General features: G+C 48.4%; 14 protein-coding genes. 6 read left to right on the plus strand and 8 right to left on the minus strand.

All coding sequences use genetic code 11. The annotated features are described in order from the left end of the window. Nucleotides 1-408 precede the first annotated feature (408 nt). From QUA43_RS05100 to QUA43_RS05115, 4 genes are all read right to left on the minus strand, one after another. The gene (locus QUA43_RS05100) at nt 409-1,269 is read right to left on the minus strand and encodes an SDR family oxidoreductase (RefSeq protein ID WP_333371584.1); all 861 of its coding nucleotides are present in this window, start codon (nt 1,267-1,269) and stop codon (nt 409-411) included. A gap of 209 nt (nt 1,270-1,478) precedes the next feature. Then, nucleotides 1,479-4,040 carry an SdrD B-like domain-containing protein gene (locus QUA43_RS05105; RefSeq protein WP_333371585.1) on the minus strand — a complete coding sequence of 854 codons (2,562 nt, stop codon included), beginning with the start codon at nt 4,038-4,040 and terminating at the stop codon, nt 1,479-1,481. A gap of 659 nt (nt 4,041-4,699) precedes the next feature. Further along, nucleotides 4,700-6,643, minus strand: coding sequence for an SdrD B-like domain-containing protein (locus QUA43_RS05110; protein WP_333371587.1), 1,944 nt, complete (start codon nt 6,641-6,643; stop codon nt 4,700-4,702). Between the two features lie 235 nt (nt 6,644-6,878). Beyond that, on the minus strand, nt 6,879-7,049 hold the full coding sequence (locus tag QUA43_RS05115; protein WP_333371589.1) for a hypothetical protein: 171 nt from the start codon (nt 7,047-7,049) through the stop codon (nt 6,879-6,881). Between QUA43_RS05115 and QUA43_RS05120 the strand changes: the two genes are divergently transcribed. Next, complete coding sequence (locus QUA43_RS05120) at nt 7,041-7,718, plus strand: peptidoglycan-binding protein (RefSeq protein WP_333371591.1); 678 nt, start codon at nt 7,041-7,043, stop codon at nt 7,716-7,718. The two genes, QUA43_RS05115 and QUA43_RS05120, sit on opposite strands and share 9 nt — an antisense overlap. A gap of 603 nt (nt 7,719-8,321) precedes the next feature. Here QUA43_RS05120 and QUA43_RS05125 read toward each other — a convergent pair. Continuing rightward, the gene (locus tag QUA43_RS05125; protein ID WP_333371593.1) at nt 8,322-10,199 is read right to left on the minus strand and encodes a DUF1565 domain-containing protein; all 1,878 of its coding nucleotides are present in this window, start codon (nt 10,197-10,199) and stop codon (nt 8,322-8,324) included. Between the two features lie 356 nt (nt 10,200-10,555). Between QUA43_RS05125 and QUA43_RS05130 the strand changes: the two genes are divergently transcribed. Then, a complete protein-coding gene (locus QUA43_RS05130) occupies nt 10,556-11,638 on the plus strand; it encodes a thiamine phosphate synthase (RefSeq protein WP_333371594.1) in 1,083 nt (360 codons plus the stop codon). A gap of 97 nt (nt 11,639-11,735) precedes the next feature. Then, nucleotides 11,736-11,948, plus strand: a complete 213-nt coding sequence (thiS, locus tag QUA43_RS05135) for a sulfur carrier protein ThiS (RefSeq protein WP_190738130.1) — start codon at nt 11,736-11,738, stop codon at nt 11,946-11,948. A gap of 276 nt (nt 11,949-12,224) precedes the next feature. Here the strand turns inward: thiS and rpmA are convergent, their stop codons facing one another. Next, nucleotides 12,225-12,524, minus strand: a complete 300-nt coding sequence (gene rpmA / locus QUA43_RS05140) for a 50S ribosomal protein L27 (protein WP_190738131.1) — start codon at nt 12,522-12,524, stop codon at nt 12,225-12,227. A 27-nt stretch (nt 12,525-12,551) separates the two neighbouring features. Continuing rightward, nucleotides 12,552-12,944 carry a 50S ribosomal protein L21 gene (rplU, locus tag QUA43_RS05145; RefSeq protein WP_333036112.1) on the minus strand — a complete coding sequence of 131 codons (393 nt, stop codon included), beginning with the start codon at nt 12,942-12,944 and terminating at the stop codon, nt 12,552-12,554. A gap of 297 nt (nt 12,945-13,241) precedes the next feature. On the opposite strand from rplU, the gene QUA43_RS05150 reads away from it, so the two are divergent. The 3 genes from QUA43_RS05150 to QUA43_RS05160 all read left to right on the plus strand — a co-directional run bounded on the left by QUA43_RS05150 (nt 13,242) and on the right by QUA43_RS05160 (nt 17,342). Next, nucleotides 13,242-16,397 carry a pentapeptide repeat-containing protein gene (locus QUA43_RS05150; RefSeq protein WP_333371597.1) on the plus strand — a complete coding sequence of 1,052 codons (3,156 nt, stop codon included), beginning with the start codon at nt 13,242-13,244 and terminating at the stop codon, nt 16,395-16,397. Nucleotides 16,398-16,471: 74 nt separating this feature from the next. Continuing rightward, complete coding sequence (locus QUA43_RS05155; RefSeq protein ID WP_333371599.1) at nt 16,472-16,663, plus strand: glutathione S-transferase C-terminal domain-containing protein; 192 nt, start codon at nt 16,472-16,474, stop codon at nt 16,661-16,663. A 49-nt stretch (nt 16,664-16,712) separates the two neighbouring features. After that, complete coding sequence (locus QUA43_RS05160; RefSeq protein ID WP_333371601.1) at nt 16,713-17,342, plus strand: pyridoxamine 5'-phosphate oxidase family protein; 630 nt, start codon at nt 16,713-16,715, stop codon at nt 17,340-17,342. A gap of 176 nt (nt 17,343-17,518) precedes the next feature. On the opposite strand, the gene QUA43_RS05165 is transcribed toward QUA43_RS05160, so the two are convergent. Continuing rightward, nucleotides 17,519-17,734 carry a hypothetical protein gene (locus QUA43_RS05165; RefSeq protein WP_015176895.1) on the minus strand — a complete coding sequence of 72 codons (216 nt, stop codon included), beginning with the start codon at nt 17,732-17,734 and terminating at the stop codon, nt 17,519-17,521. Nucleotides 17,735-17,998: the final 264 nt, after the last annotated feature.

Consider the following 17,998-nt stretch of genomic DNA (forward strand, 5'->3'; position numbering starts at 1 on the left):
GCTCAAAACTAGCTAAACTGCAACCTATCAATCCCGCTACTAACCTGGCGGGATTACTGTTTTGTGTAAACTCACTAATGTTCAAAAACTAATATCAAATCTGTTAGCATCGGAATTATTCATCTATCTATTCTCGACCTCTGCGTGAATCAGCGTTAATCCTTTGTCATCTGCGGTTAACAAATTATCTTTTTTAAACCGCAGATCAGGGCAGATCAACACAGATTAACGCAGATTATACGCCCGACGATACTACCGGATTTGATCTAACTAAAAAAATGAATAAACCCGCCCTAGGTAACGTGGTTGTGGGGGCCGGTTTATTTAGATTGTGAGTTATAGTCAGAGATGGTGGGTGAAAATCGCCCTCCCAAAATGCGGTTATTTATATATTAACTCGCGCCAAATCTATCCGTTAATCACAGAGCCACCGTTGGGATGCAAAATTTGACCCGTCATATAAGACGAATCTTTTGAAGCTAAAAACACGTAGCTGGGGGCAACTTCATCGGGTTGACCGGCGCGTCCCAAGGCGGTATCTGCACCAAATTTCTCCACTTTTTCTTCAGGGAAAGTTGCAGGAATTAGAGGCGTCCAAATCGGGCCGGGGGCGACTCCGTTGACGCGAATTCCTTTCTCAGCTAAACTTTGAGACAAGGAGCGAGTAAAGGCAACAATTGCTCCTTTTGTGGAGGAGTAATCTAGCAATTGTTGATTGCCTTTGTAGGCCGTGACAGAGGTAGTGTTGATGATGGTACTTCCTTCTTTGAGGTGTTTGAGAGCGGCTTTTGTGAGGTAAAACATTGAGAAAATGTTGGTGCGGAATGTGCGCTCTAATTGTTCGGCGGTGATGTTTTCGATGCTTTCTTGGGGATGCTGTTCGGCGGCGTTATTGACGAGAATGTCGAGGCGGCCGAATTCTTTAACTGTTTGTTCTACAAGGTTTTGACAGAGGCTTTCATCGCCGATGTCGCCGGCGATCGCAATACAGCGCCGGCCTTGTTGTTCGATCGCCTCTTTGGTCTTTTTGGCATCATCATCTTCGTTGAGATAGCTGATGACCACGTTAGCGCCTTCCTTGGCAAAGGCGATCGCCACTGCACGCCCGATACCGCTGTCTCCGCCAGTAATTAAGGCTACTTTATCGCGCAATTTGTCGCTACCGCGATATCCCTCCGCGAAGGATTGAGGTTGCGGAGTCATCTCGGATTCAATACCGGGTTGCTGTTCTTGATGTTGAGCCGGATTAGTTTGTTGTTGAGTTGGCATAACATATTCCTCTAAGTTCTACCTCTATAAATAAAGGTTTTCTGGAACTAGGGAATCGGTCTTTTTGCCGATCGTGCCCTACTACTAAAGACAGTTGGACATCGCATCAATAAACCCGCCCTCCTAACTTATGGTTGTGGAGGGCGGGTTTATTTAAAAACAACCTAACTGCTAATTGCTAAGTCTCAAACTAGAGACTCCACTTAACATTAGAACAGTTCCTTTGTAGTAGGAACTGCAGCATACAGTAAGGGATCGACGAAAGAAGTATCTGTCGTTCCAGTCAGCGAACTCGCCATTCTCGATGCCTCAAGAAGATCAAAGTTGCTAACAAATGTACTCTGAGGTACTAAAAAGTTGGTAACTATGCTGGTGTCTGAAGTGTCTAAGCTACTACGCTCAGTCAGCTCATCAGGGATGCTAGAAGCAGTTACCACACCCGTGCCGCCAGTCACCGGATCGGTTGTCGCTGTTGTTGTCGGTACCACCACAGTAGGCGTAGTATTGGGGCCCGGCACGTCAAAGCTAACCGGGTTGGGCCCAGTTCGGATCGGGAAATTGTTGGGAACGCCCGGAGTATCGAAGACTTCCAAAACCGAGTAAGTGGCTGGTGACAAATTATTAAACCGAGCAATACCAGCAGCATCAGTTCTCACCAGGGGTTCTGTTGCAGCATCGTAGCGACCGTTGCCGTTGAAATCCAAAGTAAAGGGCACATCGGCAAGGGGCGGTTCGTTGCCGTCTCGGATACCGTTGCGGTTGTCATCTCGGAATTTAGGAACCAAGAGGTCATAACGGCGAGAGTTACCTACCAAAGCGCAAGTAAAGGTTTGATTCGCACCGAGAACAACATCCACAGGTTGGGTCGTTTGGAAGTAACCAGGAGGCGTTACTTCTCGAATGCTGTAATTGCCGGGGCGCAAATTGTTGAATGCAAAGGTACCAAACTGATTGGTAGTAGTAGTGGGTTCATTTGCTTGCAACTGACCGTCACCATTGCTATCGATAAAGATGGTGACACCAGCAATAGCTGGCTCATTTCCATCTCGATAACCGTTCAGGTTGAAGTCCTCAAACTTACACCCAGTGATGTTGCTGTTAGGTGTGTTGGCAAAGGTAACGTTGGCGTCTTGAGTGCTCAGGGTAACATCGACGCGATCAGCAGTAGAAGGCGAGAAATTCGGCGGTACTACTTCTCGGACGACATAGTTGCCCGGTGTCAAATTGGTAAAGGCAGCTCTTCCCTGGTCATTTGTGATTAGTTGCTGTTCACCAGTGTTGGGAGTGCCATCATTGTTGGTGTCTAGGAAGACAGTAATACCCCTAATTGGTGCTTCACCCTGATTTGGTTCAAAGCGACCGTTGGCATTCAAGTCGTTGTACTTGAAGACATTGATGATTGGTAGAGTGTTGCCCACACCGGCATTACTGCCAATACCCTGAGTTGCTCCAACAGGAGAAAAGGTAAGTGATGGGGAGGGGTTGGTGGCTGGTAAAGTTGTAACTGGCGCTGCAAAAATCGGTCGTTCACCAGTGGTGGCGATCGATCTTTCACCTGGTTGTTGAACGCCGTCGCGGTTGGAGTCTACGAATTTAGGGTCGTTTGGTTTCAGCGTGTAGGTTGAGTCTGCTACTAGCAGCGGTTGCTCTCTGCTGATGGTACCCTGGAATCGCGCCTGCGGCCCTGGTGCCGAAACCAAAGCGGGGTTTTGAGTTGTTGCTACTGGAGCATTGAGGTTTCCTGGGGCACCGCCACCTACTTCTGGAGGCAGTACACCTGGAAAAATTTCCAAGACTCTGTAATTGCCAGCTCGCAAATCCTTGAAGGTAACTACTCCGTTCGCATCTGTGATGGCTATTGGTTCTGAGCCTGCTCCATCCCAGCGACCGTTCCCGTTCACATCTAAAATAAACGGTACTCGGGCAATGGGCGGTTCCAAGACTCCATTAACCACATTTCGCGTGCCGCTGCGGTCTATGTCGCGAAATTTGTTAACTTCAATCTGATAGAGCGGAGTATCGCCAACTTGAGCACAGGCAAAGGTTTGACCGGCTGCTACTGTCACGTCCAGTACGGGAACGTTGCCGGGGGGTGTGCTTTGGGGAAAATCTTGTGTTTCTAATGGTTCTGCGTTCGTAGCATTAACTTCTAGTCCGGTAACAGAATTAATTTGTCGTATGATCCGTTCTTCCCGAATCTTGTAGGTTCCGGGTGCTACGTTGAACGACCACGCACCATTTTTGTCTGTTAAGGTGTTGGCTTCCCCTGCATCGCGTTGACCGTTGCCATTGGCATCAATATAGATCCTGACATTTTTAATGCCCGGTTCATTTCCATCTCGGAAGCCGTCGGCATCTATGTCTAAGTATTTGCATCCTACAATCCGGCTGCCTGTAACTGCGGTGTTGCCAAAGAAAACGTTAGCATTTGTGTTGCCGACAGTGACTGCGAGGGGGTTGGGAGTGGTAGCCCGGAAACCAGCAGGTATTGCGGTTTCCGTGAGTACGTAGTTGCCAGGAATAAGATTTATGAATGAGAACGCGCCGTTAGCGTCCGTCGTGGTTGAGACTTCGCCAGTACCAGCATCAAATACACCGTTGGTGCTTGTTGCTGATTCGAGGAGGATCGGGATATTTGCCAGACCTGGTTCATTGGGCTGTCGGATGCCATCGCCGTTCAAGTCATTGAACTTGAGGCCTAAAATTGCCGGGCCAGCATTCCCAACCACAACTGGCTGTAATTGCTTGGCAATGCGGTCGTTATCTGTCATGATTTCTCTCCTTCACACCTAAATCCACGTAAATTACAGACTACTGTATGGGTTGTAACTTGCTGAGTAGTTTTTACTAATAGCTGACAACCGCTACTCGATTTTACATACGTCTGCACTTGAGGTAATGTTCCCATCTCACACAACAATGCCTCAAGCTTTGTCGCTGGCAAGTATATCAGGTTTTGAAGAACCCTGGCAATTTGAGGGCAACATCTTCAGGATTTGCACGCCTTCTCTGTCCGTACATACTTGCGGTTTTGAGCTTTAAAAAGCCTAAGACTGACTTCTCCCCCTGATATCAAGTCCGGCTGCATCGTTCTTGTTTGTCATGGTTCGCTGTCCTTGAGGATCACCTCCTCTGGGATTGCCAAGGACAGCTTTCCCAGCATTGATCGACCTACCGGACTTGATTATGGCTTGCCCTGACTGGAAATACGCCGATCGGGTTTGGGGGAATTACCTGATAGTTTCTCACTCACAGAGATGCTACTGCCTCTGAATATTGCACCCAATATACAAGCCAGCTTCGGATTTGCCGGAACTTAGGCTTGAGTGTTGGAGGTTGCCAACAATAGGGTATCACGCGATCGCCCTTCCACCTCTTCCTGATTTTGATCTGCGGTTTGGGATGCGGGGCGATCGAGCTTTGTGTCACCCTACATAACCGAGAAATCTCTCGCGCCCATCGGCCCAAACGAGTGAGCGATCGCCCCTTTAATTAATTCCTTTTTCTTGACAAATTCATCGATTTGTGCATTAGCATCCAGACTGACATTCTGTGGCCCAATGTTAGGAAGATCGCCTAAACTGGCAACCGGTTGATCGACCCACAAATCACTAATTCGATAACTATCACGACCCTCGCTCAAAAGCAAGCTATCCGCCCCCATATTACCCGCAGGTTCTGGTCCGGTATAGCTGTTGGAATCCGTTAACGGGTCGCCATTCAAGGATTGAGCCGCCCTACCCTCAGCATTTCCCGTCACCAAATCTCCCGTCACCACATCGATTTGGCTAGCCCGAATCTCTGCCGAGACCACAACCACCGCAGGCGGAGTCGTTTGAATGAAACCGGGCGGCTGAACTTCCCTGACAACATAACTACCTACCGGAACGTTACGGAAACTGTAATTGCCCTGAAGGTCACTTAATGTACTCGCTTCACCCGGATCTAAACTGCTGTTATTGTTGAGGTCGATGTAAATCTGAGTGTTGGCGATCGGCGGTTCCCCGGGATCTAGGCGACCGTTGGCGTTAAAATCGTTAAATTTCACACCGCTGATCGTGCCCGTTACCAACACGTTACCAAAGCTGAGATTAGTGGCATTTGTGCCGTTGCCCACGGCGATCGGAGTCGGATTAGGCGTGGTTTGTCGAAAACCGGGCTGCGGGACTTCCCTCACCACATAGATCCCTTGAGGCAAGTTAATAAAAGAGAAATTACCTTGGGGGTTTGTTAAAGTCGAAGGTTCGTTGGGGTCTCGGCCGCCGTTGTTGTTGAGGTCAAGGTAAATCGGCCAGTTGGCAACTCTCGGTTCCGTCGGTTCGTTGATACCGTTAGCGTTGAGGTCGTTGAACTTGAAGCCGCTGATGCTGCCGGTAGGAAAATTGTTGCCGAAATTGACGCCGACAACGTTGGTATTGCCGATGATGTCGATCGGGCCTGGATTTGGCGTAGTCTGTACCCATCCGGGTTGCTGAACTTCCCTCACCAAATATCGGCCGGGAGAAACATTGGCAAAAGTGTAATTGCCTTGCGGGTTTGTGATGGTGTTGGGTTCGCCGGGATCAAAGCTGCCGCTGCCGTTGAGGTCGAGGTAAATGGGCCAATTTTCCAGAGGCGGGTCTGTCGCATCTCGGACGCTGTTGGCATTGAGGTCGTTGTATTTGAGACCGCTGATGCTGCCGACAAAAAATACATTACCAAAATTAATATTGCCGATCGTGGCGTTGGAAGTAACGTTAACCGGGCCGGGGTCAGGCGTGGTTTGGCGAAAACCCGGTTGCTGGACTTCTCTCACCAAATATGTATCGGCGGGAATATTGACAAAAGCGTAATTGCCTTCAACGTTTGAAAAAGTAAAAGGTTCGCCGCCGTCGAGCCTGTTGTTGCGGTTGAGGTCGAGGTAAATTTGCCAGTTAGCTAGCCCTTGTTCCCCAGGATCTCGGCTGCTGTTGTTGTTGATGTCGTTGAATTTTGTGCCTGCGATCGTCCCTGCGTTAAAGTTGTTGCCAAAATTGATATTGCCAGCGTTTGTGCCGCTGGTAATTGTGATGGGTGCGGGATTTGGGGTAGTTTGGCGAAAGTTCGGCTGCTGGACTTCCCTAACTTGGTAAGTTCCTGGCGGCAGGTTGGCGAAGATGTAGTTGCCTTGCGGGTTTGTAAGGGTGGAAGGTTCGTTAAATTCTGGCTGACCGTTGTTGTTGAGGTCGAGGTAGATTTGCCAGTTGGGAATGGGGACTTCTCCGGGATCTGGGAGGCCGTTGGCGTTGAAGTCGTTGTATTTGGTGCCGCTGATGCTGCCGACTTGGAAGTTCCCGATGTTGACGTTGCCGATGTCTATTTGGCTGGCGGTTCTGGTGGGGGTGGATTCGGACATGGTGTTGCTGGGGCCCAATGAACGCGGTTCAATGTTTTCTGTAGGGCAATCTAGCAGTTTTTTTGCCAATTGCAGCTATTTCAGAGGATAAATTATTTTTAGGAAAGGGAAGGGGAGGGGGGAGATGGGGAGAGGGGGAGATGGGGAGAGGGGGAGATGGGGAGAGGGGGAGATGGGGAGAGGGGGAGAGTGGGAAAAATCTTCACGCTTGACTTCTTGGCTTAACATCCATCCGTTAAATTCGCCCTTCCTTGCCAATGCGTTGCCGAACTTCACGCTTGACTTGTTGGCTTAACGTCGATCCGTTAAATCCCGTAGATTGCTCGTTGCCGAAATTCCCAATTTTTTCCAGATTTGATGTACGATCGCTACCAGTTTTGCAGAGGTCGAATTCCCAATGTCCCAAAACTTGACAGCAAGCTGGAATGACGCCCGCGAAGTTCCAAGTTTGCTCTTCGGCTGGAGTTTGTGCGGTTTATTGGCAATAAGCTCGATCGCCCCTACTCCTGCTGTCGCACAGCTACCTACCTCCGAACAGAGTAACAGCAACAGCCCGATCGCTCAAACAGGTGCGATCGTCCGCCCCGCAATCAAATTGGGCAGCCGCGGCTCGGAAGTGATCGAACTCCAAGCTGCTCTTCAATTGTTGGGCTTTTATACTGGCGCTGTAGACGGGATTTTCTCACAAAGCACCGCTAGAGCTGTGTCTCAGTTCCAGGAAGCAGCAGGTCTGCCTCCAGACGCCATAGTCGGTCAAGATACTTGGAATCGGCTGTTTCCTGCTGCTCCGAGCGCGATCGAAAACCCGATCGCCAACGCTCCTGTAACTGCCGACAACTCAGAGATTAGCCCCCAAGCGCAGTCAACCAATTTTCCCGTTTTAAGAAGACGAATGCGGGGGGCCGCAGTCAGAGATTTGCAAGAACGGCTGCGGGCCAAGGGATTTTTGCGGGTGAGTGCTGACGGCGTTTTCGGCCCGGAAACTCAAGCTGCTGTCAAGGCAGCTCAGCGACAATATCAACTGCCAGCAGACGGCATTGTCGGCCGCGCAACTTGGGAAGCTCTGCTGCGTTGACAGCAAGCCAATAGTGCCGGGTATGCACGTTGCGGTATCGGGCGATCGTACAAATTGTTAATAATCGCTTTGGGAAGTATTTCTTCACATCAAAAAGTGTCAAGTTTGGTAAACAAAGTGTTTTTATGCGCGCAGTTGGTGTTAACTTAAAAACATGAGGGGCAAAACCAAGAAGCACAAAAAACTTGGATAAAAAATTTGGAATTAGAGTATTTGTCCCGATCGGCTCTAGTTCGCAGGCAACGCCTGAACCGTGTAGCTTATTAGCAAATAAAGGTTGATATTGCGATTCGTATTGGTTAGATAGCTTGAGGCTATTGGATTAATCAAAAGTTGCGATCGCACAGTCAAACACAGAAGTCTGAATAGACTCCGCTGATAGCTAGCTCGTCTGCAGAGTAGTTGCAAAAAAGTCCACCTTAGTTGTAGTTTGCTGAAACTCAGCAGAGCTAAAAACCCACTTGAATCAACTGAATTTACAAACTTTTTAGGGTCTGGCATCCGATATGCTAGGCCCTAAAATTTGGATTTTTTTGTTGAAGTAGTCAACAGTCAACAGTCAACAGTCAACAGTCAACAGTTAACTAATGACTAATGACCATTTCATTTAATCTCCTCAATTCGAGCATTCAAACCGTTAGCGCTGAGCATTTGTAGCAATTCCTCAGCTTTTTCGCGTTCCCGAAAAGCACCGGCTTGCATCACCGGTCGTCCGCTGGCAAAACTGCGAAAAGCACCGGGAACGAGGGATTGCATTTTTTGTCGATCGCCCCAACTGTCGGTATCCACCACAACTCGATACCGGAAACCCAAAGCTCTGGCTCGATCAAATGACGGCGAATTATCCGCGGCATCGGGCAAAGAATTCCCCCCTAAAGCAGCAGGTACATAACCGCCCCTTCCGATCGGAATGTTGCGGCCCGGAACCGGCAATCTACCCTCGGAAGCAACCGAACTCGAACTATCAAAATTGGGAGAAATTATTGGTTGCTGTACCGAAATTTCCGAAACAGATCGATAATTCGGATCGGGCACAGGAATTGCGATCGCCCCTGGGACTACCGATGAAGCAGCGGCATTCCTCGGAGAAAGCTCTTGCCGCAACTGGGCGCTTCGCGGTGCGGGTCGAGTTTCCACTGGTAGCCTGGAAACGGGCGCAGGCGGGGGAATTGGCGCTCTTTCAACTCTGGGACTTAGCCGCCCGGGAGTGTAAGCCGGGAGAGAAGTGTCTGGACCACCAATGCTGGGAGGTCGATCGGCCCTTAGCTGCAAAGCACTGCCCCCCATTGGCCCAGGGGTAAAAGTTCCCGCCACATCAACCGATCCCGTCGTCCGGTTGCTCAACAATTGATTGCCGTAAGCTGGAATTACTTGACCTTTGGCCGCATTGTTCACATCATACTGACCGTTGTTGCGAATGACATTGCCCCCCGGTTCGGCCGCAGTGCCCAAATCCGGCAGAGCTCTCGATATCGCCACAATTCCGTCCCGCCGATTACTCTCGATATAATTGTTACGCAGCACCGGTCTAGCATCAGCTTGCACCACCACGCCATCTCTATTGCGAGTAATTTTGTTACCGATTAGCAGAGGCGAAGCGTTCTGCGCTACATTCACCCCAAATCCCGTGTTTTCAAACACATTATCTCGAACTTCCGGCTGGGAACTGCCAAAAATCGTGATGCCGTTAGCTCCATTTTTCGAGAAAACATTCCCGCCAATCGTCGGCCTGGAAGTACCCACTACCGAAATGCCGTCGTGAGTGCTGCCAGAAAAAGTATTGTTAACAACCGTCGGAGAACTCGATTCGATCCACAAAGCGTAACCGCGATAGTTGGTATTCGTCACCGTCACCCCGCTGAGTCCCGCCCCATCTGCGCCTAAAATCGCAATATTTTGACCCGCCGAAGTCGGACTGATAAAGTATCCTCCGCCTTTGATGAGAATATTCTGACCGCGAGTGTTGGGATTTCCCTGAACTGTCACGCTGGGCCTGAGCATTAATGGAAATTTTTCGCCGGTTTGCTCGCTGTAAGTACCGGGCGCTAGCAAAATCGCTGTTTTGGGCGGGGCGACGCTTAAGGCGTAGGTAAGGGTTTTGAACGGAGCTCCATCGCTGCCGTTGCCCCCCGTGTCGCTGCCCCCGGTCGAGCTGACGTACAGTATGTTAATCTCGCTCTCCAGGGTCTGAGAAAGTAGCTGCACTCCCGGTACTCCGGCAGCGATAGCTGACGGTTGAGGGCTGCAAAAGGCGGTCATCGCAAAGACGAGCAGAAGGCAAGAACTCAGACAAGATTTTTGCGATCGATTTTCTTTGCACCAGGTCGGTTGTGAGTAAATCAGCATAAAAAAACGCAACTTATCTGTGAGCCGAGTTTCGCCTCCGGTGTTTCGTGTCGGGTTTTCGCGATCGAAGTTTAAAGACGCCCGCCTGCTTGGGTTGTTCTCCCTTAATCTTTGGTGTTGTTCTGCTAACCTCACGGCTCTCCTCCCAAGTGTGGTATGCAGCTTAACGATTTCACTCTCATCAAGTTTGATCTATTATGCTTCGTTTTTCTCAAATTCAATAAAACTTAAAAATTTGTCTAAATTAGAACTCTTGCAAAAATACAATGCACCCCACCCCAACCCTCCCCGAAGTCGCGGGGAGGGGGCAAGATTATTCTTGTTTCCCCCCTTAATAAGGGGGGACTAAGGGGGGTGAATTTGACGAGAGCAAGATATCTATTAAATCGGTTGAAGTAAAAATTAGGTCGATCGCTTTGCTACGATCTTCACGGCGTGGGAGAATGTAGCGGGTTGATTGGTACGATTAATTATAATTAGGGTGGTTCTGAATGACCGACAAACAAAACAGAACTTTACCGGCACAGCCAGCCCTCTGCCGGATTTTAGATGCAAATTTAGATCGATCGCGCGAAGGGTTGAGAATTATTGAAGAATGGTGCAGGTTTGGTCTCAACAGCGCCGATTTGGCTGGCGAGTGCAAGCAACTGCGTCAAGAATTGGCTGCTTGGCACGTCGCAGAACTTCGCAGTGCTAGGGATACGCCGGCTGATCCGGGTACGGAGTTGACTCACCCGCAGGAAGAGCAGCGTTCGAGCATTCAGCAGCTACTGGAGGCGAATTTCTGTCGGGTGGAAGAAGCTTTGCGGGTACTCGAAGAGTATGGCAAAATTTACGATCGGAATATGGGGGCCGCTTTTAAGCAGATGCGCTATCGGGTTTATACTCTCGAAAGCGATTTGCTGGCTTACCGGCGCTACCAGCAGTTACTTCGATCGCAGTTATACCTTGTAACTTCGCCGAGAGACAACTTGATGGGAGTCGTGGAAGCTGCTTTGCAAGGCGGACTGACTTTGGTGCAGTACCGCGACAAAACCTCAGACGACGGGGTAAAGCTGGCCAATGCGCGCCAGCTTTGCGAACTTTGTCACCGCTATGATGCTTTGCTGATTGTCAACGATCGCGTGGATTTGGCGATCGCAGCGGATGCCGACGGCGTACACTTAGGACAGGGAGATTGGCCTGTGGCGGAAGCGCGCAAGTTGCTCGGCCCGGGACGGATCATCGGTTGTTCGACTACGAATGGCGAGGAAATGCAGCGAGCGGTTGATGCGGGAGCCGACTATATTGGAGTTGGGCCGGTTTACTCCACTCCTACTAAACCTGATAAACAGGCGGCGGGTTTGGACTATGTGCGGTATGCTGCTACTAAGTCACCGATTCCGTGGTTTGCGATCGGCGGAATTGATATCAACAACCTCGATGAAATATTGAATGCCGGAGCTCAAAGGGTTGCCACAGTACGCGCGATTATGGAAGCAGAACAGCCTACTTTAGTCACGCAGTTTTTCATCTCGCAGTTGATTCGGATGCAGAATCTGAAAGCTCAGAAAGCTTTGCACGGAAAAAGCTAGGTTTATTTGCGATTTGTAGGGCGGGTTTAGCACAGGAAATGTGTGCATAAAATATAATTTTGTTACAAAACCCGCCCTGAAAACAGATATTTTACTGATGATAAATCAAATTGCGCTGCAAGTTAACGGAGAAACCCGCAATTGTGCGATCGACACACCGTTACCAGAATTACTAAAACAATTGGGATTAAACCCGCGCTTGGTGGCTGTGGAGTACAACGGGGAAATTCTGCACAAACAATTTTGGGAAACTACACAGATGCAAGAGGGCGACATCTTAGAAGTTGTCACAATTGTCGGAGGAGGCTAGCCAATTTTTAGGAGTAAAAACGAGAGTTTTTCCTGCTTCTCTGGTTCTTGGTAAGCACCCACAGTCCTTTCTCCAGGGAAACAAATTGCAAAAAGCTCTGCCTCCTGTAACTTTCTAATAACATAGAAAATCAGGAGGCAGAGCCTCTAGATATGCGTTCCCAGGCATAGCCTAGGAACGAGGAAATCTTGTCCCCCCCTTATTAAGGGGGGCTAGGGGGGATCGAGACTTTGAGACAAACAAAAGAGACTTAAGGAACGCCCCAAAATATCGCAATTAAACTGCGACAGCTTCAGCCACCGGTTCAGCCACAGGTGCTGCTACAACAGGATAAATGCTGACTTTCTTGCGAGTTTTGCCTTTTCTTTCAAAAGTCACCACACCGTCAATCATGGCAAACAGAGTATCATCTCTGCCGATACCAACATTATTACCGGGGTGAACTTTCGTGCCGCGTTGGCGAATCAAAATGTTGCCTGCTTTGACAACTTGACCGCCGTACTTTTTGACACCCAGACGCTGAGAATTAGAGTCGCGTCCGTTACGTGTACTGCCTGTACCTTTCTTGTGGGCCATAATATCCTCAACTGTATTTACTATGTTTTATTCTGAATCAGTTTCGGCGGTTTGGGGGGTTTCAACAACTGCTTGAGTTAAGTCTCTGGCGGCTAAGACTGTACCGTTGACGCTAATCGAGTCAATCATAAAGCGAGTTGTTTCTTGACGGTGCCCTTTTTTCTTCCGAGTTTTCTTTTTCGGCTTCATCTTGTAGACGAGGACTTTGCGGCCCCGGAAATGCCGTAGAACCGTTCCTTCTACTGTGGCATTTTCTAGTAGAGGCTGGCCGATATGAACCTCGCCTTCGTGCTGGATCAGAAATACTTTGTCTATGGTGACTTTGGATTCAGCTTCAACGTGAAGCAGTTCGATGTCGTAGAAGCGGCCTGGTTCTACCCGAAATTGTTTGCCGCCGGTTTCAATGATTGCGTAAGTCATGGGATGGTGGTTGAAATTGCCGTACAGGTAGCTGATGAGTCATTGGTCATTGGTCGTTGTGGACTTTTGACTGCTGACTGCTCTCCAGCTTTTGGAATGTCTTAACCTGATCCGAGCCGGATTTAGACAGACAATCCACTATTATTGCGGATTGTTGTATTTTTGTCAAGGTAAAAGGCACTTAATCTTTTCTATTTGTTAGTTTGAGAACAGATTTGTGGCGACGAACTACGGAATGCTTACAGAGTTAAATGTAGATTTTCTCGGATTCTCTCTTCGGAAACAGGGCAGGTAAAAATGGCAAATCGCATCTGGAAATTCTTAAATACTGATATCAAAGAACTGTGTTCCGCCGAAGCAGCGGAGGGAATCGGAGAAGCTGGGAAAACAGCCGCCGAATTGGCAAAAATGTTCAAAGAACAAGGGCTGGACAATAGCAATTTGCTGCTAGAGGTTTTGAACTCTCCCTTAGCTCAAGTTGTGGGAACTGGATTGCCATTTGTCGGGATTGCGGCAAAACTGCTGGCGTTTTTTATCGAAAAAACTCAACAGCAGCCGACTTTAGCTGAGTGCATTTTCCTCGTCAGTCAGGCGGCTTATCTGGAAAGTTTTAAAGAGTTTCTTGAACAAGACGCAAGTTTGTTAAATCGCATCGGGCAAACTCCGGTTTCCGATAAAGTCAAGCAGTTGCTTAAAAATTTAGCCGATTTAGAAATTAGTGATAAAGCAGCCAAAGAAACTGTTATTTGCTTCCGCGATTCGATATTAGCCACGGAATTTAACCTAGTGCTGTCACAGCGGCTGCAACAAGCCGGACTCAATGCCGATGAAGCTCAAATTTTGACAAAGAGAGTTGCTGCTAATACTCACTGCTATTTGATCGAAGCTTGGGCAGTTTCCGGCGAAGCAATGAAACATCTTGGACAGCCTTCTATCAGCGAATGGCGTGAGGAACAGGAGAAATATCAAAGCATTGACAAATACCTGCACGAACAAATTGCCTCTCTACCGCTACAACCCGTATTTGCAGAAAATTTCTCATTCAAAGATATCTACGTGCCTCTGAAAGCAAAGCCAATTGATGCAAATGGCAAGCTCATAAATGATGCAGAAGCTTTTGATTTAGAAACTTGGGCAAAGCAATTGCTTGCAGATGAAAACAAACAAAATCGGGTGATGTTTGTCGAAGCTGGGCCTGGACGCGGTAAAAGCGTTTTTTGTCGGATATTTGCTGACTGGGTGCGGCAAAATTTGCATCCAGTTTGGACGCCCGTGTTAATTCGACTGCGAGATATTCCCACATTGCAAAAGAGTTTTCTAGAAACGCTAAAAGAAGCTGTTAATACTGGTTTTGCTAGCGATGACGGCTGGTTGACGGATCGCAACACGCGATATTTGTTTTTCTTGGATGGCTTTGATGAGTTGTTGATGGAGGGGAGAAGCAGCGGCGGTTTAGAGCAATTTCTCAAGCAAGTAGGGCAATTTCAGCGGGACTGTCAGCAGAGTTCGGAAATGAGACACCGGGTTTTGATTACTGGCAGAACTTTAGCTTTGCAAGGAATTGAAAGGCAAATGCCAGATAACTTGGATCGAGTCGAAATTCAGGTGATGGATGACGGACTACAGCAACAGTGGTTGAGCAAGTGGGAAGCCCAATTTGGGGCGGAAAAAACCTCAGCTTTTCAGCAGTTTTTGCAAGATGAACGCTGTCCAGAAAATGTCAAATCAGAACTGTCGCGAGAACCGCTATTGCTTTATTTGTTAGCGGCGATGCACCGAGACAAAATCTTGAAAGTTGAGGATTTTCAAGGAACTAACAGCACTCAAGCAAAAATTTTGATTTACAACCAAGCTGTGAATTGGGTACTAACAGAACAGCGGTCTAAATTGCTCAATCGCGATTTGACAGAATTGGAAACAGAGGATTTGCGGCGCATCCTGACAGAAGCAGGGTTGTGCGTTGTGCAGTCGGGAGGGGAATGCGCTCCTGTAGGGATGATTGAGGAACGATTGAAAGCAGATTACTCCGTTAAAGCATTACTTGAGGAAGCACAAAAACGGATTGGCGATAATCCTCTGAGAAATGCTTTGGCGGTTTTTTATATTCAGAAAGGCAGTAAAGAAGGTTCTGTGGAGTTTGTACACAAGAGTTTTGGTGAATTTCTGTCTGCGGAACGGTTGAAAGAAAGTTTGGAAGAGTGGACGGAAGGGGGAAAGAAAGGTAGAGGATTTAATACTAAAGACTCTGATATGGACTGGGAGATTTATGATTTGTTGGGTTACGGGGGGCTGACGCGAGAGATTGTGGAATATTTAATGGGGTTGTTAACAACTCCGGCTGTTGCAGGGGAGGAAAATCAGTTTCGCCCTGTGCAGTTATTCCAGCGTCTGGAAAAATTTTATCTGCGGTGGTGCGAGGGGGAATTTATTGATATGCTGCCGGAAAGTTTGCCTCAGAAGAAGATGCGCCTACTGCGAGATCAATTGAAAACCCAAGATTTGGGACAGCGACAAATAGATGTTTATGCTGGTTTGAATGTGATGATTTTGCTGTTGGAGTTGCACCGTTACGGTCAGAAGAGAGATGAATTGAAAGACACAATGGTGTTTTATCCTTGCGGGAAACCTAATGCTGAAGGTAAACTTGACGATGCAAGTCAGTTGTTGCGTCTCATCGGTTATAGCTGTTGTGTTGGGGATTCTGGCTTTGTCCAAACAGTTGGGAGATTTCTCAGCGGCGCAAACCTCAGCGGCGCAAACCTCAGCTACGCAGACCTCAGCGGCGTAAACCTCAGAGGCGTAAACCTCAGCTACGCAGACCTCAGCTACGCATACCTCAGCGACCTAAACCTCAGAGGCGCAGACCTCAGCTACGCAGACCTCAGCTACGTAAACCTCAGCTTCGCAGACCTCAGCGGCGTAAACCTCAGCAGCGTAAACCTCAGTGACGCAAACCTCAGCTACGCAGACCTCAGCGGCGCAGACCTCAGCGACGCACACCTCAGAGGCGCAGACCTCAGCGACGCACACCTCAGCGACGCACACCTCACTGTCGCAAAACTCAACGGCGCAAAACTCAACGGTGCAGACCTCCGCGGCGCAGACCTCCGCGGCGCAGACCTCCGCGGCGCAGACCTCAGCGGCGCAAAACTCAACGGCGCAGACCTCAGCGGCGCAGACCTCACCCAGGTATATATCGGGTACGCAGGCCTCAGCGGCGCAAACCTCAGCCACGCAAAACTCAGCTACGCAGACCTCACTGGCGCAGACCTCAGCGGCGCAGACCTCAGCGGCGCAGACCTCAGCGGCGCAGACCTCAGCGGCGCAGACCTCAGTGATCGCACTTTTGGAGAGATCGAATGGGATGAAAACACAAAGTGGGAGAATGTTCGAGGTTTGGATACAGCCGTTGATGTTCCAGAAGCGTTAAGGCGACAGCTAGGAATGCAGTAGAAACCTTTTTCCAGGCTTGGCGTATCATTTTTATGAACAGGCTTTCCGGCCTGTTCCACAAAGAGTGAATTTTCTTGTGGGGTGGGCGCCAGAGTACGCGCACTTGGCTAGAGTTTGAGCATCCCACGATCGCAGATGCGGCCATCTATCCCTATATCGCTTTAGCGAGAGATGGCAAAATTGAACTCGATGCTTATCCCAATGTTTTGAATTGGATCGATCGGGTGAAGCAACTCTCTGGTTATATTCCCATGTTGGGAATCTAGGCATTTTGAAGATCGCCGAGTTAAATAAGTAGACAAGGAGTTAGATTTTATGCCTCGTCAATTTGGTACGATCGCTTTTACTCCCGCAGTGAAAGCCATGCAAGAAAAAATGGGTTCCCGCGAGAACTATGAACGCTTTGTGGCTAAAGGTGCAGATAATAATTCCATCAATCCCGATCTAGAGCAATTTATTTCCAGTATGGAAGGATTTTATCTAGGCACTGTGAGTTCTAGTGGCTATCCCTACATTCAGTTTCGCGGCGGGAAAGCAGGATTTTTAAAGATTCTCGATCCGAGAACTTTGGGATTTGCGGATTTTCGTGGCAATGTGCAATATATCTCTGTGGGAAATCTTGCTGAAAATGATAAAGCATTTTTGTTCCTAATGGATTACCGTCATCGCCGGCGCCTCAAGATTCTCGGTCGCGCCCGCGTTGTGGAAGACGATCCAGTAATACTTGCCCGAGTTCGGGATACAGACTATGATGCAACTGTGGAAAGAGCGATCGTATTTGAAATTGAAGGCTGGGATTGGAACTGTCCGCAGCATATTCCGATTCGCTATTCTGAAACGGAAGTAGAAGCAATGCAGACCCGAATTAGAGAGTTGGAGAAACTTTTAGCAGCTAAAAACCCTAATAACGTAAATACTCCCGATCCACCGGCGCCCATCAATTAACAAGCAAGAACAGCATTGAATAAGTAGCCGATACTGATGCTATCCCAAAGTGCGATCGACCCTGTGGTTTACTGTGTGGTTTGTAGTCAGGACGAAGAGTCCTCATCAATAAGGAGTAAAGTCCTGACTGCCAACGATCGCCCTTAATTATCTTCAAAAGGGCGATCGAACTGGATTCAAGCCGTCGCAGAACATTTGCGCGATCGTAACAATTCCAAAGCTTGCTGTTTCACCCGACCTTCCATCACCTCTTTTTGCAAATTAATAAAAGCCTCAAAATCTTCTAAACCATACTTGGTCATCTGCAACTGCTGTCGCAACTGTTCTTCGGCCTCAACCGTTAAGTAACCTGTTGCCAAAGCTTTGCGGACAATTTTACTGATTAAAGTCATAGTAGCTTCACCCTGAATACACCTACGTTAAAACACTGAAGTTTTGTCAACCGACTAACTCAACTTTTAGTTTGTTTCATAATTACCCTTCAAATAGGTTAAATCTACCTTAAGGTCTATGTAAATAAAGTTATTTTTGATACATCGATTAAACTCTAGCGATTTTAAATGTAGAGTGCGATTAAAGTGGTATATTTAGTTTTTCTCGGACAACATTATCCTTCAACTACGTTAAATCTACCTTAAGGCATATTTAAACATAGC

Source organism: Microcoleus sp. N9_B4, from assembly GCF_036701635.1.
GTDB lineage: Bacteria > Cyanobacteriota > Cyanobacteriia > Cyanobacteriales > Microcoleaceae > Microcoleus.